Here is a 15124-nt window from a genome sequence, read left to right as displayed (position 1 = left end):
GTCGCGGCAGGGGGCGCAGGGTCGGTGCATGGCTGATATCGCGACGAACTACACGGGCGGCCCGACGAGGCGCGGGCGGCTGCATCCCGCCTGGCTGGTCGCGGCCGTGGCGGCAGTGGCGATCGTGGCCGCGGGGGCGTTCACCACGATGGCGGGGCTGTTCACGGAGCCGCTGCACCGGGAGTTCGGCTGGTCGCACGGGTCGATCGGCCTGGCGGCCTCGGTGAACATGGTGGTGTACGGGGTCGTCGCCCCGTTCTCGGCCGCGCTGATGGACCGGTTCGGGATGCGGCGGGTGGTGGGCGCGGCGCTGGCCGCCGTCGCCGCCGGCGCTCTGCTCAGCACGGCGATGAGCACGCCCTGGCAGTACGTACTGACCTGGGGCCTGCTGATCGGACTCGGCTCCGGCGCGATGGCGCTGACCTTCGCGGCGACCGTCACCCAGCGCTGGTTCGTCCGGCGGCGCGGGCTGGTCAGCGGGGTGCTCACGGCCGCCGGGGTCTTCGGACAGTTCGTCTTCCTCCCGCTGCTTTCGTGGGTGGTCGGCGGCCACGGGTGGCGGACGGCCGCGGTGCTGCTGGCGCTGGTCGCGTGCGCCGCGCTGCCCCTGGCACTGGCGCTGCTGCGGGACCACCCCGCCGACGCGGGCGTACGGGCTTACGGCGCACAGCGGTTCACCCCGAAACCGGCGGCCCTGCCGGGTGCGGCCGCCCGTACGGTGCGCGTCCTGGGCGCGGTGGCGCACGGCGCCCCGTTCTGGCTGCTCGCGGCCACCTTCGCGATCTGCGGCGCCTCGACCAACGGCGTGATGTGGACACACTTCACCCCGGCCGCCCACGACCACGGGATGCCCGCGACCACCGCGTCCTCGCTGCTCGCGCTGGTCGGTGTCTTCAATGTCGCGGGCACGGTCCTCTCCGGCTGGCTGACGGACCGTCTCGACCCGCGCAGACTGCTCGCCGTGTACTACGCCCTGCGCGGGGTGACGTTGCTCTGCCTGCCGGTGCTGATGTCGGCCACGGTCCAGCCGCCGATGGTCGCCTTCGTGGTGGTCTTCGGGCTGCTCGACGTGGCCACCGTGCCGCCGACTCTCGCGCTCTGCAGGGAGTTGTACGGGGCGGACAGCGCGATCGTCTTCGGCTGGGTGGCCGCCGCGCACCAACTGGGCGCCGGTCTGGCCGCGTTCCTCGGCGGGGTGGCGCGGGACGCCTTCGGCTCGTACGACCCGCTGTGGGCCGCGATCGGCGCGGTCTGCGGCGCCGGTGCGCTGCTCGCGCTGGTGATCGCGCGGCCCGCCGGCGGGCGCGGCACCGTGGCGGGTCCGGAACTCCGGTGACCTTGGCTCCGGTACGGCCTCGTGGCGGGTCCGGTGGCCGGAAGCTCCGCCGGGGGCGGTGTGACGCCCCCGGCGGACGGGATTCAGGCGGCTCCGGCTTCCTGCAGGGCGAGTGCCTCCGCCCATGGCGTGCGGGCCGCGACCAGGGGCCGCAGGGCGCGCAGCGGACGGATCATGTTCACACCGACCGCACCGCAGACCTGTCCCGCGCGGGCGAACAGCGCGGTGAACTTCCGCTCGGCGAGGCTCCCTTCGACGATGTGCACCAGGTCGGCACCCCGGGTCCTGCCGTGGATCTGGACCTTGAGGTCGTACTGGTCCGACCAGACGAAGGGCACGGTCGTGAAGGCGGTGGCCGCCTCTCCGGCGAGGATGTTGCGGGCGACGGCGCGGCCCTGTTCGGACGCGTTGGTGCGGTGCTCGATCCGCAGCCGCTCCCCGGTCACCGGGTCGGGCCAGGACGCCACGTCTCCGGCGGCCCAGATGTGCTCGGCGGCGCGTAGGGTGGCGTCGCACTCGACGCCGTTGCCGACGCGGAGCCCGCTTCCCGCGAGCCATTCGGTGTTGGGCCGCGCCCCGATGCCGACGAGCACGGCGTCCGCCGCGAGGGTGCGGCCGTCGGAGAGGCGTACGCCCGTCGCACGGCCGCCGTCGGTGACGATGCTCTCCACGAGGGCATCGGTGACGGTCCGTACGCCGTGTTCGTGGTGCAGGTCCGTCAGCATGCTCCCGATGTCGTGGCCGACCGCGTCGGCGAGCGGCACCGCCCGGTCGGTCACCAGCGTGACCTCGCAGCCGGCCTCGCGGGCGACGGCCGCGGCTTCGGCACCGATGAAACCACCGCCGACGATCACCAGATGCGGGCGGCCGGCGAGCGACTCGCGCAGGGCCGTCGCGTCGTCGAGGGTGCGCAGGACGTGGACACCCGCGATGCCGTCCGTGCCCGGCAGCACCCGGGGCCGGACTCCGGTGGCGACAACGAGCGCGTCATAGCCGATGGTGCCGCCTTCGCCGGTGTCTATCTCCCGGACGGCCGGGTCGAGGGCCCGTGCCCGGGTGCCGGAGCGCAGCTCGATGTCCAGGTCGGCCAGCTCCCCGGCGCTCCGCAGCTGGACCCGGTCGGCTGCCCACTCACCGGCGAGCAACTGCTTGGAGAGCGGCGGGCGGTCGTACGGAAGGTGCCCCTCCTCGCCCACGAGCACCAGCCCGCCGTCGTAACCGGACCGGCGCAGCCCCTCCGCCGCGGCGAGGCCGGCGGCGGACGCGCCGACGACCACGACCCGGCGCGGACCGCTCACGCGAGGGCCTCGGGCAGTCCGGCGCCGCGGCGCCCGTCTTCTTCGGTGCAGATACGCATGGCCGCTCCGATGGTCACGGTGCCCGGCCGCGCCGCACACCACGGTGAAGTGAACATCCGAAAATTTACACTGCCGACGGTCGGGGGTACCGGGGCGTGGGGCGGTCGGGGCCCCGTCGGCCGCCGGCTCCGAGAACAGGGCGCCGACGCGGCGAGGCCCCGCCCACGGGGCAGCTTCCGGGCCTCCAGCGGGCGGGAGCCGATCTTGACCGGCGTCGGCAAGGGGTTGCCCGTGCGTGTGCTGGTGTCATCACACGATCACCCGCAGCCGGGCGACGAGTTCGGCGCGGTCCCGTGAGCGCCGGGGCAGTCTTCACTGCCGCGGTCCCATGAGCGCCGCGGCAGTGAAGACCGCGGTGCGGGACGCGTGGTGCGCCCCGCACCGCGGGGTGGGTCAGATGCCGAACGGTGCGGCGTAGTGGACGGTTCCGCTGGGCAGCGGGTGGTCGGCGTCGAGGGTGAGGGCCATCAGGGCCTCGTCCGCGACGTCGATGCTCAGGCCGATGCCGTGGGTCGAGGCGCGGGTGAAGCCGAACCGGGGGTAGTGGGCCGGGTGCCCCAGGACGACGACGTAGCGCTCCCCCATGTCCTTGGCCGCCATGAGGGCGGCGCGGACAGCCGCGGATCCGGCACCGCTCCTTTGCTGCCCGGGCCGGACGGCACACGGTGCCAGGCACAGGGCCGGGACGTCGCCGATGTGGCAGCGGGTCAGCAGAGCGTGGCCGACGGGACGGCCGTTCTCGTCGGCGGAGACGAGGGAGAGTCCATCGATCCATGCCTTCGCGTCGGCGCGCAGGGCATCGACGAGGTCGGCCTCTTCCCCGGCGCCGAAGGCGGCGAGGTTGATCTCACGGATGGCGGGGATGTCGGCGCGGGTTTCGGCGCGCGTGATCCAGGTGTTGCTCATGAGGGATGGTGATCCGTTCCGGAGTGATGTTCGGGTGAAAGCCCCGCGAGCTCACGCTCCCAGCGAGGACGGACAGGATGAGGTCAGGCCACAGCCCGGGACGCGAGGGAGACCCGGACGCTGCACACAGTGGCCTTGAGCGCGGTCATCAACCTCACCTCCCTCTTTCCTCAGATCCCGATCACCTATGAACGACAAGTAGCGTACAGGACACCCCTCAGCCGGCCGCGTGGCCCAATCAGCCCGCCGACTGCGGGCCGTTACCACCAATGCCGACAACCGCAACTGCTTTGCGCACCCCATCTCTTCACTCTTTAGGGGACAGCAAGTGAACAAATGGTCACTCTATGCTGTCAACGCAGGTCGCACGGTGCGGACTTGCCACTCGGGAGGTAGTGATGAGACGTATCACCACGGGTATCGGGATTCTGGCCGCTGCCGCGATGATCGGACTCGCTGTACCAGGCTCCGCCTACGCAGCGGAAGGCAGACTCGTCATCAACGGCCAGGAGTACGACAACCCCAGCGGTTGCTACCGGTCCGACACCTGGCCGCTGAGAGTGATCAACAAGACCAACGAGCCCGCCTTGATCTTTGACGGAGCCGACTGCCATGGCCGGGTCGAGCGGATCGTCCCTCCCGGCCAGTACGCCATCTCCGAATTCGGCCAAAGCGTGTACGTCAGGTAGCACCCCATGCATGACGGCCCCGTCCGACCGGCGGATCGCGACGGGGCCGCCCCGAAACACTGTCCCGGCTCGCGGAGCCACGGCAGCCGGGAGCCGTGGAATACCTCTCCCGGAACCCTGCCCGACCTGGCATTCACCCGCGCGCACCCCTTGACGCTCCGGTCCACTCCTGAATTACTGACCACAGACAGATCGACCGAATGATCGGTCGGCTGGCGGCCGGTCGGGACATCGGGACGGGAGTGACCACATGACAGCCCTGCTGGACGCGGCTGAGCGGCTCAGCCGCGACGAGCTCGGAGCGCTTCAGACCGAGCGCCTGCGCGCGACGCTCCGGCACGCGTACGAGAACGTGCCCTTCTACCGCGCGTCCTTCGACAAGGCCGGGCTGCGCCCTGAGGACTGCCACACGCTCGCCGACCTGGCCCGCTTCCCGTTCACCGTCAAGGCCGACCTGCGCGACCAGTACCCGTTCGGAATGTTCGCCGTACCGCAGTCCGACGTACGGCGCATCCACGCCTCCAGCGGCACGACGGGCCGCCCGACCGTCGTCGGCTACACCGAGCGCGACCTGTCCACCTGGGCGGACGTGGTGGCCCGGTCCATCCGCGCGGCGGGCGGCAGGCCCGGCGACAAGGTCCATGTGGCGTACGGATACGGGCTGTTCACCGGCGGCCTCGGAGCCCACTACGGCGCCGAACGCCTCGGCTGCACGGTCATCCCCGCGTCCGGCGGAATGACAGCCCGCCAGGTGCAGCTCATCCAGGACTTCCGCCCCGAAATCATCATGGTGACGCCGACCTACATGCTCACACTGCTCGACGAGTTCGAGCGCCAGGGCATCGACCCCCGGACCACGTCCCTTCGGGTCGGAATCTTCGGCGCCGAACCGTGGACGGAGGAGATGCGGCGCGAGATCGAGGAGCGGTTCGCGATCGACGCCGTCGACATCTACGGACTCTCCGAGGTCATGGGCCCCGGCGTGGCCCAGGAGTGCGTGGAGACCAAGGACGGCCTCCATATCTGGGAGGACCACTTCTACCCGGAAGTGGTCGATCCGGTCACGGGTGAGGTCCTGCCGGACGGCGAGCAGGGGGAGTTGGTCTTCACCTCGCTCACCAAGGAAGCGATGCCGGTGATCCGCTACCGCAGCAGGGATCTGACCCGGCTGCTGCCGGGCACCGCCAGGGTGTTCCGGCGGATGGAGCGGATCAGCGGGCGCAGCGACGACCTGATCATCGTGCGCGGGGTGAACCTCTTCCCCACCCAGGTCGAGGAGATCGTCCTGCGGACACCCGGTCTCGCCCCGCACTTCCAGCTGCGACTCACCCGGGAAGGCCGGATGGACGCGCTGACCGTACGGGCCGAAGCCAGGCCGGACGCCTCGCCGGAGGTACGCGATACCGCGGCCCGGTCGGTCGCCACGGGCATCAAGGACTCCATCGGGATCTCGGTCTGCGTGGAGGTCGTCGACCCCGAGACGCTGGAGCGGTCGGTGGGCAAGTTCAAGCGGATCGTGGACCTGCGGAACGAGCCCGCACCTCACGCTTGAGGGTCCTCCGCCGGCGCCGTGCGGCAGGGGCCACGCCACTGAGGATGTGCACGGCACGACCTGTCGCGGTTGCCGGTTGCCCTGCGACCTCGAAATCTGTCAGCGGAATCTGAGGGCGTGCCGTCGGAGTGTGCGTGCGGCCGGGTCGGACCTCAGGGCGTCGGCCGCCCCCGGTGGGCCGTGCCAGTCCAGGCACAGGACGGTGGCGTCATCGCTGGGGCGGCCGTTGCAGGCGTCGGCGACCGCGGCGACCAAGGCGCCGACGACCTCGCGCGGGTGCTCGGCCGCGGTGTCACGGATCAGGCCGGGCAAGTCGACGGCTCTCGCCTGGCGCTCTTGCATGCCGTCGGTGTACAGCACGAGGCGGTCACCGTGTCGCAGGTCGATGTCCTGCGCCTGGTACGGGCCTTGCCCGACGACACCGAAGGGCAGGTCGACGGATAGGTCCAGTTCGTCGACCGTGCCGTCGCGCAGCCGTAGAGGAGAGGGGTGACCGGCGTTGACGAGCTGGGCCCCGGACCCGTCCAGGGCGATGCGCAGAAGCTGACCCGTGGCGAAGGTCCGCCGGCCGTGATCGATGAGGGCTTGGTGGGTCCGGTGGGCCTGTTCGGCAAGGTCCGTCCCGGCGCGGCGGGCGCCCCGGGAGGCGTTGACCAGGAGAGTGGCCATGAGCGAGGCATCTACGTCGTGGCCCATGGCATCGGTGACGGACAAGTGCAGGGTGTCGGTGTCGAGGCTGTAGTCGTAGGTGTCACCGGCGATGTCGGCGGCCGGGACCAGGGCGCCGGCGAGAGCGAACTCGGCGGCCTCGCAAGAGGGCGCCGAAGGCAGCAGCTGGCGCTGGACCTCCGCGGCCAGACTGACCGAGGTGGTGCGGTTGCCCCAGTGGTAGAGGTCGGTGAACCGGCGGTCGGTGACGATGATGTACGCCAGCGCGTGCGCAGCCTCTTCGACTTGGTCCAGCACCTCCCGCGTGACCTGGGGAAGGAACAGCTCCAGAACACCGATGGTGTCGCCGCGGTTGGTGACGGGGGCCAGCACCTGCTGCCGCTGCTCACCCTCCGGTGCCCACACCAGCTTCTGGGTACGCAGAACCTGGTCGTAGACGCTGCTGCCGGCGAGCGGTACCCGCTCGGCGTGGTCTTCCTCCTGCGTGGCCGCTGCCTTCTCGTTGATCCGCAGCAGGCACTGACCGACGATATCGGCGAACAGGAACGACACATACCGCGCGCCGAACCGGTCGCGCAGATTGCATGCCACAACATCCAGAGAGTCCACCGGTGAGGCGTTCTCTGCCGCGCCCAGCACTGCGGTAAGTCCCATCCGATCGCGCAACATGTCTGCCTCCTTGGGTTACCGCCCGCTTCTGCCCCCTCAACACGGCGGGAATCACACCTGCGAGATACACCTCAGCGAGACGCGTCCCGGTGAGGAACCCGGTCAGGGTCCTGCGGCACGCGCTCACCGCTCGTTACTCCTGGACAGCGGCGGCGCAGGACGAGACCGATCAGAGTGCGACATATTCGAACGCAAGTCCTACGATTTGTGGGTTACCCAGAGCAGTTCCGCCGGCCAGCGGTGTGCCCAGTCGGGTGGGTCGGTTTCGTTGTAGCCGTTGGGTGTTCCGAGTTCGGGCCGCGGCTCGATGAGGTCGTCGATGATGAGACCCGCGCCGCGCAGGACCTTGACCCAGTCGCCGTAGGTGAGCTGATAGCTGGTCGCGCCGTCGCCTTCGGCGATGGTGTTCAGCCCGAAGTAGTCCTGCTGCAATGTCGTGGTCACGCGGCTGGCGGCTTCGTCGTAGCAGGCTTCGAACCATGGGCTGGCGACGTTGAACACCAGGCGCCCGCCTCGGCCCAAGACGCGTGCGGCCTCCGGGACAGCCAAATGCGGGGGCGCCCAGCTGAGCCCACCGAAGTCGCAGAACACCAGGTCGAAGCTGTCGGCGGCGAACGGGAGGTGTTCGGCGGCGCCTTGCACCAGCGGGTAGCGGGCCGCTCCCATCGCGCGGGATGCTGCGGCGAGTTGGGCCTCGGACAGGTCGATCCCGACCACCGTGGCGCCCTCAGCGGCGAGCGCCCTGGACCACTGGCCGGCGCCGCAGCCGAGTTCGAGGACGCGCTTGCCGGTGACGTCGCCCAGGGCGTGCAGGTGCGCGTCGGGGATGGAGTACATGCCCCACAGCCGGGGTGTGGCGCCGATTTGCGGGTCGTGCTCGTGCTGGTAAGCGCTGCTGATCTGATTCCAGAGCCGCCGGTTGGCGGGGATGCTGTCCACATGCCGACTCCAGCACTGCCTGCCGGGGGCGGTCAACACGATTAGGGTACCGGCCGGCCCTCGCCTCGGTCCGGCCCCCCTGGCTTCGGCCCTGGCTTCGGCCCATGATCCGCCGGACGAGCCCTGAGGCTGGTCGTCAGGATGTTCACGGCGTCCATGAGCCACAGCACCGGCACTTCGCGCAGCCGTTCCACTCGCTGCCGGCCGCGCGACGCCGCCGCCGTGTTACGGGCAAGGAACAAGGCGATGCCCCGCACCAGCGACCGGCCGGCGAGCTTCGCGATATCGGGCTCCGGCCCAGCAGCGGGCACTGACAGCGGCGCCGGGTCCGGTCAGCCGGGGTCACTCTGAGCCGTAGTACAGCCGGAGGAACTCCTCCATCGCCGCGTCGACGCCGGCGCGGTCACCGGTGGCGAGTAGGTCGAGCAGTAGACCGCGGACAGTGGCGAGTCCCATTCTTGCGCGTCTCCGGGCCACGGCAGGGTCCGCCCCTGCGCTGACCTCCGCGGCCACGAGCGGCTCCAGCCAGTCCTTCACAAGCCCTTCGAGGACCGGAACCGCTTCGGGGCGGCCCCGCAGCGCGTGCCCGCAGATTCCGAAGAAGAGCCGCTCCTGACCGGCAAGCTGAGGGTCCGTCAGCTGTTGCCACAGTCGGCGCGCGATGTCGGCGGGCGAGAGGCCGGGCTCCAGGTGGAGACCGGAGAGGAGATCGCACTGACGTCGCTCCGACGTCCGGACGATCTCGACGAACAGCTGTTCCTTGGAGCCGAAGTAGTGGATCAGCATGCGATGACTGACGCCGATCGCGGCGCCCAGGCGGCGCAGGCTCAGGTCACAGGTGGGACCCACATCTCGTTCACATACAGGTGGGTGCACGCCCCTCTCGCCGAGCGGCTGCTGGCCCCCGCCGTTCGGACCATGATGCGGCGCGCCAACCGCACGGCCATGCGACGCCTGGCCACCGAGTTGGCACACCACGTGCCCGCCACCGGATCCTGACGGCGGTACATGCCGCGTCTTCAGTCATGGGCCGGAGCGAAGCCTGCACGTCACCGCCCAACGGCGGCCGGGCGCCCGCAGATTCCCCGCCCCGACGCAGCGCCGCCCCGCTCCTGCATCACGAGAGCGGGGCGGGGCGGCCGAGCCATCCCCGACTGTGTGAGTGGGGATGGTGCCTTCCACCGTAGCTCCGGGCACTGACAGCGGCGCGTCGCCCGGCTGCCCGGACCGGCCGACGGGCGCACATACTGTCAGGTTTCGGCGGACAGGAGCGTGGTCAGCAAGCTCCGGATCCGCTGCTCGATCTCGTCCCGGATGGGGCGAACGGCCTCGGCTCCCTGCCCGGCGGGGTCGGGCAACTGCCAGTCGAAGTACCGCTTACCGGGGAAGACGGGGCACGTGTCGCCGCAGCCCATCGTGATCACGACGTCGGATGCCTGCACGGCCTCGACGGTGAGCACCTGGGGCACCTCGGCCGAGATGTCGATGCCTGCCTCGGCCATCGCCTCCACGACGGCAGGGTTCACGCTGTCCGCGGGGGTGGAACCGGCGGACAGCACCTGTACGCGGTCGCCCGCAAGGTGCGTGAGGAACGCCGCAGCCATTTGGGAGCGGCCGGCGTTGTGGACGCAGACGAACAGCACGGAGGGCAGGGCGGCGTCAGACACGGGCGGGGTCTTCCTCGGTCGAGGGCGCGGGGGCGGTGAAGAAGCGGCGGGCGTACAACGCGACGTAGACGAGGCCGATCAGCACCGGTACCTCGATGAGCGGGCCGACGACGCCGGCGAGTGCCTGTCCGGATGTGGCGCCGAACGTGGCGATGGCCACCGCGATGGCCAGCTCGAAGTTGTTGCCCGCAGCGGTGAACGCGAGGGTGGTCGCGCGCGGGTGGTCGAGGCCGACTGCGCGGCCGACCGTCATCGAGCCGGCCCACATGATCGCGAAGTACACGAGCAGCGGCAGCGCGATGCGGACGACGTCGAGCGGCTGCGAGGTGATCGCGTCACCTTGCAGCGCGAACAGGACAATGATCGTGAACAGCAGCCCGTACAAGGCGAACGGCCCGATTCGGGGGATCAGCTTCGCCTCGTACCAGGCGCGACCCTTAGCCTTCTCGCCGATCCGGCGCGTGAGGTAACCGGCGACGAGCGGGATACCGAGGAAGATCAGCACGCTTCGGGCGATCCCCCACACGGACACATCGAGGCCGGCCTGCTCAAGTCCGAGCCACCCGGGCAGCACGGAAAGGTAGAACCAGCCGAGGGCCGAGAACGCGATCACCTGGAAGACCGAGTTCAGCGCCACCAGGACGGCCGCGGCCTCGCGGTCACCGCAGGCCAGGTCGTTCCAGATGATCACCATGGCGATGCAGCGCGCCAACCCCACGATGATCAGGCCCGTGCGGTACTCGGGCAGGTCGGGCAGGAACAGCCACGCCAGCGCGAACATGAGCGCCGGCCCGACGATCCAGTTCAGCAGCAGCGAGGGCAGCAGCAGGCGGCGGTCGCGGGTGACGGTGTCGAGCCGGTCGTACCGCACTTTGGCGAGCACCGGGTACATCATCACGAGCAGGCCGAGCGCGATCGGCAGCGATACCCCGGTCACGGTGACCTTGGCGAGCGCACCCCCGAGGCCGGGCACCACGCGGCCGAGCCCGAGGCCGAGGGCCATCGCGGCGAGAATCCACACGGCGAGGTAGCGGTCGAGGAACGACAGACGGCCGGCGACCGCCTGCTCGGGTGCGGCGCTCACGCGGTCACCTCGGCGGGCGCGGGCAGGGGCTCGCCGACGGGACGCGTCAGGATGCCTGCGAGGCGGTCGGTCATCTCGGGCAGCAGCCAGTAGTAGACCCACGTACCGCGCCGCTCGCAGTCGATGAGGCCGGCCTGCCGGAGCAGCTTGAGGTGATGCGAGATCGTCGGCTGGGACAGGTCGAAGGCGGGGGTCAGGTCGCAGACGCAGACCTCACCGCCGGCGCGCGAGGCGATCATCGAGAGCAGGCGCAACCGCACCGGATCGCCCAGCGCCTTGAAGACCTTGGCCAGTTCCACGGCCTGCCCCTCATCGAGGGGAGCGGTCAGCAGCCCGGGGCAGCAGGCACCGGCCTCGTCAGTCCGACCGAGCACCACAAGCTCTTGTTTCGACATGCTTCTATGTTGACATCCGTCTATCCAGGACGCAACCTTGAATCGAAAGATATCAATACAGACGATCGGAGCCCTGCCATGTCCCGTGCACAACTCGCCCTGCGCGTCAGCGACCTTGAAGCGTCGGTCACCTTCTACTCGAAGCTGTTCGGCACCGAACCGGCCAAGCGACGTGAGGGATACGCCAACTTCGCCATTACGGAGCCGCCGCTCAAGCTCGTACTGATCGAGGGCGAGCCCGGACAGGAAACCCGCCTCGACCACCTCGGCGTAGAAGTGGAAGCCACCGGGCAGGTGACCGCCGCAACGACTCGCCTCAAGGACGCCGGCCTCGCCACATTCGAGGAGAACGACACCTCGTGCTGCTACGCCCTGCAGGACAAGGTGTGGGTGCACGGCCCCGGCAAGGAGCCGTGGGAGGTCTACGTCGTCAAGGCCGACGCAGACCAGCTGGGCAGGAGCCCCGCCTGGGACGGCAACGCGTGCTGCAGCAGCGACCCCGCTCCCGCCGAACCCTCCCCCGCGGCAACTGGCTGCACATGCGGCAGCTGACTCATCACCCCCCTGGATAGTGGGATGCGATGGCTCACGGTCAGCCTTCGACGGCACAGGACACCGGTGACTCGCGGACGAGGCCCACCAGAGTGCGAGGAAAATCGAACATGTGCTCTACTCGGTGGCATGAGGTACAGCTTCCCCGACGATCTCCTGCGGGCCCAGGCCGACTGGTACGCCACCTACCGGCAGCTCGCGGCCTCCGCCGCGCGACAGGCCGGGACGGCCGCGCCCCGGCGGCGCCTCCAGCAGTTGTCCGCGCGCATCGCCGCTCACCCGTACTGGCAGACACCGCCCGGGAACACTCCGGCCGCGCGGATGGCGCTCCGTGAGGCCGCCCGGGATCCGGCCGGGGCGCGGTCATGATGGACGTCACCTCTCGCCAGGTGCGCGTTCTGCGGGGGCCTGTGCGACTCGGTGGCAGCCGGCGTCGAGGCTCCATCGGGATCTCGGTCCGCGTGGAGTCGTCGCCCCCGGAACGCTCGAGCGGCCGGTGGGCCGGTGGGCCGGTTCAAGCGGATCGTGGATCTGCGAAGCGGTCCCGCAGCTCGCGCTTGAGGATCTTCCCGCTGGCGTTGCGTGGCAGGGAGTCCACGAACAGGACCCGCTTCGGGGCCTTGAAGTGCGGGAGGGACGCGCGGGCGTGGGCGAGCAGTTCGGCCTCCGTGACCTCGTCGCGCACCACGACCACAGCCGTGACCGCCTCGATCCAGCGGTCATCGGGCAGTCCGACGACCGCTGCCTCGGCGACCCCGGGGTGGGTGTAGAGCGCGTCCTCGACCTGGCGTGAGGCCACCAGCACACCTCCGGAGTTGATGACGTCCTTCACCCGGTCGACCACGGTGAAGTACCCCTGGGCGTCGCGCACCGCGAGATCGCCGGAGTGGAACCACCCGTCCCGGAATGCCTCCGCGGTCTCCTCCGGTTTGCCCCAGTAGCCCTCGCACAACTGCGGTGAGCGGTAGACGACTTCGCCCGCCGTGCCGTCGGGCACCTCGTCGCCCTTCGCGTCGACGACCGCGGCCTCCACGAAGAGAACGGGCCGGCCGCAGGAGTCCATCCGCCCCTCGTGCTCGTCCGGCCCCAGGACCATGGCGAGCGGGCCGATCTCGCTCTGGCCGAAACAGTTGTGGAAGGCCAGGCCGGGCAGCCGCTTCCGGAGCCGTTCCAGGACGGGCACCGGCATGATCGACGCACCGTAGAACGCCTTGCGGAGCCCGCTCAGATCACGGGTGGCGAAGCCGGGGTGGTGGGAGAAGCCGATCCACACGGTGGGCGGCGCGAAGAGCGTGTCCGCGAGGCCGGCCTCGACAAGCCGGAACACCTCGGCCGCGTCCGGGGCGTCCAGGATGGTGTTCTCGGCGCCCACCGCCAGATACGGCAGCAGGAAGACGTGCAGCTGGGCCGAGTGGTACAGCGGCAGCGAGTGCAGCGGCCGGTCCGACTCCTGGAGGCCGAGGGCGGTGATGGCGCTGACGTACTCGTGGACGAGCGCCCGGTGCGTCATCATCGCGCCCTTGGCGAGTGCGGTGGTGCCCGAGGTGTAGAGCAGCTGCACCAGGTCCTCGGAGCCGGGCGGGCGTTCGGGGGTGAAGGGCCGGGGAGTGCCGAGCGCGGTCAGCAGCGATCCCTCGCCCCCGCGCAGCGGGAGCACCGGGAACCCGTCCGGTACGGCGTCGGCGAGGCCGGGGTCGGCGAGTACCAGCGCGCTGCCCGACTGGCCCAGGATGTAGGCCAGTTCGTCACCGGCGAGGTTCTGGTTCACCGGGACATGGATCAGCCCGGCCCGGGCGCAGGCGAGGAAGCCGATGAGGTAGACGTCCGAGTTGTTGCCGTAGGAGGCGACCCGGTCGCCGGTCCGCAGCCCGTGCCCGGTCAGAACGGCGGCCGCCGTGGTGACGGCCTCGTCGAGGGCCGCGTAGGTCCAGGCGCGGTCCCCGTACCGGACCGCGGTACGCCAGGGCACCCGCCGAGCGCTGCGGCGCAGGATTCCGTCGACCGTGCTGGCGCGTACACCTGTCGTGGCGTGTGTCGTGGCGTGGTCCTGTGTCATGGCGTGATCCTGCGGTTCACCGGGGGCCCGGTCAAGGGAGGCGTACCGGGTGGGTGAACGGCGGCCGGGTCACGAGCGGCCGGCCGTCAGCCCGGTGGGCAGCTCCGCGCCCCGGCTCAGGGGCTGACGGCCAGGAACACGAAGGCGGCGAAGATCGCCAGGTGGATGCCGCCCTGCATCAGGGTCGCCCGGCCGGGGACGATGGTCAGGGCGCCGACCACCACGGTCAGCGCGAGCAGCACCATATGGGTGGCTCCGAGCCCGAGCAGCAGCGGCCCGGTGAGCCAGACCGAGGCCAGCGCGATGGCGGGGATCGTCAGCCCGATGCTCGCCATGGCCGAGCCGAGCCCCAGGTTGAGGCTGGTCTGGACGCGGTCGCGGCGCGCCGCCCGTACCGCGGCGAGCGTCTCGGGCAGCAGCACGAGCAGCGCGATCACCACGCCGACGACCGCGTGGGGCAGCCCTGCCGCCGCGACGCCCGACTCCAGGGTGGGTGAGATGGCCTTGGCGTCACCCACCACGGCGATCAGCGCGACCAGCAGCAGCCCAAGGCTCAGCAGAGCGGCCTGCCGGCCGGGCGGCGGCGCGTGGCCGTCCTCGTCCTGGATCTCGCCCTCCTGGGTGACGGGCAGGAAGTAGTCCCGGTGACGCACCGTCTGGACGGCGACGAAGAGGCCGTACAGGCAGAGTGACGCGATGGCGGCGAAGGCCAGCTGCGGGCCGCTGAACTCCGGTCCCGGCGCCTTGGTGAACGTCGGCAGGACCAGGGTGAGGGTCGCGAGGGCTGCCACGGCGGACAGGGCGGTGCCCGATCCCTCGGCGTTGAAGACGGCGACCCCGCGGCGTACCGCGCCGACCAGCAGGGAGAGACCCACGATCCCGTTGCAGGTGATCATCACCGCGGCGAAGACGGTGTCCCGGGCGAGTGAGGAGTACTTGGAGCCGCCGTCGGCCATCAGGGTGACGATGAGCGCCACCTCGATGACGGTGACGGCGACCGCGAGCACCAGCGAGCCGAAGGGCTCCCCCACCCGGTGGGCGATCACCTCGGCGTGGTGCACGGCGGCCAGCACCGCCCCGGCCAGGCAGAGCGCCACCAGGACCACGGCGTACACCGGCAGACCGCGGCCCCAGCTGAAGATCAGGGCCACGACAGCGATCACGGGGACCACGGTGGTCCACTGTGCCGCCAGGGCCCGGCTCGGCGCTCTCATGGGGCCACGCTGGCAGAGATGATCAGCGGCTGCCCGGC

At 70.6% G+C, this 15124-nt stretch carries 16 protein-coding genes; 6 read left to right on the top strand and 10 right to left on the bottom strand.

All coding sequences use genetic code 11. The annotated features are described in order from the left end of the window. The first annotated feature begins 28 nt into the window (after positions 1 to 28). Entirely contained in the window at positions 29 to 1336 is a 1308-nt protein-coding gene (locus OG210_RS30965; protein ID WP_328323544.1) for an MFS transporter, read from the top strand. Between the two features lie 83 nt (positions 1337 to 1419). Here the strand turns inward: OG210_RS30965 and OG210_RS30960 are convergent, their stop codons facing one another. Then, entirely contained in the window at positions 1420 to 2634 is a 1215-nt protein-coding gene (locus OG210_RS30960; RefSeq protein ID WP_328323546.1) for an FAD-dependent oxidoreductase, read from the bottom strand. 453 nt (positions 2635 to 3087) lie between these two features. Then, positions 3088 to 3600: a GNAT family N-acetyltransferase gene (locus OG210_RS30955; protein ID WP_371539842.1), complete on the bottom strand. Its 513-nt coding sequence runs from the start codon at positions 3598 to 3600 to the stop codon at positions 3088 to 3090. Positions 3601 to 3998: 398 nt separating this feature from the next. Between OG210_RS30955 and OG210_RS30950 the strand changes: the two genes are divergently transcribed. Continuing rightward, the gene (locus tag OG210_RS30950) at positions 3999 to 4289 is read left to right on the top strand and encodes a hypothetical protein (RefSeq protein WP_328323550.1); all 291 of its coding nucleotides are present in this window, start codon (positions 3999 to 4001) and stop codon (positions 4287 to 4289) included. A gap of 250 nt (positions 4290 to 4539) precedes the next feature. Then, on the top strand, positions 4540 to 5841 hold the full coding sequence (gene paaK / locus OG210_RS30945) for a phenylacetate--CoA ligase PaaK (RefSeq protein ID WP_328323552.1): 1302 nt from the start codon (positions 4540 to 4542) through the stop codon (positions 5839 to 5841). A 99-nt stretch (positions 5842 to 5940) separates the two neighbouring features. Here paaK and OG210_RS30940 read toward each other — a convergent pair whose 3' ends face one another. The 3 genes from OG210_RS30940 to OG210_RS30930 all read right to left on the bottom strand — a co-directional run bounded on the left by OG210_RS30940 (position 5941) and on the right by OG210_RS30930 (position 8967). Beyond that, positions 5941 to 7179, bottom strand: coding sequence for a PP2C family protein-serine/threonine phosphatase (locus OG210_RS30940; protein ID WP_371539838.1), 1239 nt, complete (start codon positions 7177 to 7179; stop codon positions 5941 to 5943). 198 nt (positions 7180 to 7377) lie between these two features. After that, positions 7378 to 8118, bottom strand: coding sequence for a class I SAM-dependent methyltransferase (locus tag OG210_RS30935; RefSeq protein WP_371539835.1), 741 nt, complete (start codon positions 8116 to 8118; stop codon positions 7378 to 7380). A gap of 342 nt (positions 8119 to 8460) precedes the next feature. Further along, a complete protein-coding gene (locus OG210_RS30930; protein WP_371539832.1) occupies positions 8461 to 8967 on the bottom strand; it encodes a TetR/AcrR family transcriptional regulator in 507 nt (168 codons plus the stop codon). Here OG210_RS30930 and OG210_RS30925 point away from each other — a divergent pair. Then, positions 8908 to 9117: a hypothetical protein gene (locus OG210_RS30925; protein ID WP_371540587.1), complete on the top strand. Its 210-nt coding sequence runs from the start codon at positions 8908 to 8910 to the stop codon at positions 9115 to 9117. The genes OG210_RS30930 and OG210_RS30925 overlap by 60 nt on opposite strands. 251 nt (positions 9118 to 9368) lie before the next feature. On the opposite strand, the gene OG210_RS30920 is transcribed toward OG210_RS30925, so the two are convergent. From OG210_RS30920 to OG210_RS30910, 3 genes are read right to left on the bottom strand one after another with little or no spacing between them, the layout of a single operon-like run. After that, positions 9369 to 9785: an arsenate reductase ArsC gene (locus tag OG210_RS30920; protein WP_328323562.1), complete on the bottom strand. Its 417-nt coding sequence runs from the start codon at positions 9783 to 9785 to the stop codon at positions 9369 to 9371. Next, positions 9778 to 10869 carry an ACR3 family arsenite efflux transporter gene (arsB, locus tag OG210_RS30915; RefSeq protein WP_371539829.1) on the bottom strand — a complete coding sequence of 364 codons (1092 nt, stop codon included), beginning with the start codon at positions 10867 to 10869 and terminating at the stop codon, positions 9778 to 9780. Before arsB ends, OG210_RS30920 begins: the two co-directional genes overlap by 8 nt. Next, positions 10866 to 11264: a metalloregulator ArsR/SmtB family transcription factor gene (locus tag OG210_RS30910; protein ID WP_328323567.1), complete on the bottom strand. Its 399-nt coding sequence runs from the start codon at positions 11262 to 11264 to the stop codon at positions 10866 to 10868. Before OG210_RS30910 ends, arsB begins: the two co-directional genes overlap by 4 nt. A gap of 78 nt (positions 11265 to 11342) precedes the next feature. Here OG210_RS30910 and OG210_RS30905 point away from each other — a divergent pair, with 78 nt between their 5' ends. Together OG210_RS30905 and OG210_RS30900 are read left to right on the top strand one after the other, a co-directional pair. After that, the gene (locus tag OG210_RS30905) at positions 11343 to 11816 is read left to right on the top strand and encodes an ArsI/CadI family heavy metal resistance metalloenzyme (RefSeq protein WP_371539826.1); all 474 of its coding nucleotides are present in this window, start codon (positions 11343 to 11345) and stop codon (positions 11814 to 11816) included. A 129-nt stretch (positions 11817 to 11945) separates the two neighbouring features. Further along, positions 11946 to 12185 (top strand): hypothetical protein, encoded by a 240-nt coding sequence (locus OG210_RS30900; RefSeq protein WP_328323570.1) that lies wholly within the window; start codon positions 11946 to 11948, stop codon positions 12183 to 12185. 145 nt (positions 12186 to 12330) lie between these two features. Here the strand turns inward: OG210_RS30900 and OG210_RS30895 are convergent, their stop codons facing one another. Both OG210_RS30895 and OG210_RS30890 read right to left on the bottom strand, forming a co-directional pair. After that, on the bottom strand, positions 12331 to 13872 hold the full coding sequence (locus tag OG210_RS30895) for a fatty acyl-CoA synthetase (RefSeq protein ID WP_371539823.1): 1542 nt from the start codon (positions 13870 to 13872) through the stop codon (positions 12331 to 12333). Between the two features lie 116 nt (positions 13873 to 13988). Continuing rightward, positions 13989 to 15086, bottom strand: coding sequence for an ionic transporter y4hA (locus tag OG210_RS30890; protein WP_328323574.1), 1098 nt, complete (start codon positions 15084 to 15086; stop codon positions 13989 to 13991). Positions 15087 to 15124 lie beyond the last annotated feature (38 nt).

This window comes from Streptomyces sp. NBC_00466 (assembly GCF_041433995.1).
Taxonomy (GTDB): Bacteria; Actinomycetota; Actinomycetes; order Streptomycetales; family Streptomycetaceae; genus Streptomyces.
The sequence above is the reverse complement of the archived record's forward strand: the minus strand, read 5'-3'. Positions and strand labels throughout refer to the sequence as shown.

Coding starts and splice junctions, on each gene's coding strand:
- OG210_RS30965 (WP_328323544.1), top strand. CDS start 29: ATGGCTGATATCGCGACGAACTACACGGGCGGCCCGACGAGGCGCGGG.
- OG210_RS30955 (WP_371539842.1), bottom strand. CDS start 3,600: ATGAGCAACACCTGGATCACGCGCGCCGAAACCCGCGCCGACATCCCC.
- OG210_RS30950 (WP_328323550.1), top strand. CDS start 3,999: ATGAGACGTATCACCACGGGTATCGGGATTCTGGCCGCTGCCGCGATG.
- paaK (WP_328323552.1), top strand. CDS start 4,540: ATGACAGCCCTGCTGGACGCGGCTGAGCGGCTCAGCCGCGACGAGCTC.
- OG210_RS30940 (WP_371539838.1), bottom strand. CDS start 7,179: ATGTTGCGCGATCGGATGGGACTTACCGCAGTGCTGGGCGCGGCAGAG.
- OG210_RS30925 (WP_371540587.1), top strand. CDS start 8,908: ATGACTGACGCCGATCGCGGCGCCCAGGCGGCGCAGGCTCAGGTCACA.
- OG210_RS30910 (WP_328323567.1), bottom strand. CDS start 11,264: ATGTCGAAACAAGAGCTTGTGGTGCTCGGTCGGACTGACGAGGCCGGT.
- OG210_RS30905 (WP_371539826.1), top strand. CDS start 11,343: ATGTCCCGTGCACAACTCGCCCTGCGCGTCAGCGACCTTGAAGCGTCG.
- OG210_RS30900 (WP_328323570.1), top strand. CDS start 11,946: ATGAGGTACAGCTTCCCCGACGATCTCCTGCGGGCCCAGGCCGACTGG.
- OG210_RS30895 (WP_371539823.1), bottom strand. CDS start 13,872: ATGACACAGGACCACGCCACGACACACGCCACGACAGGTGTACGCGCC.
- OG210_RS30890 (WP_328323574.1), bottom strand. CDS start 15,086: ATGAGAGCGCCGAGCCGGGCCCTGGCGGCACAGTGGACCACCGTGGTC.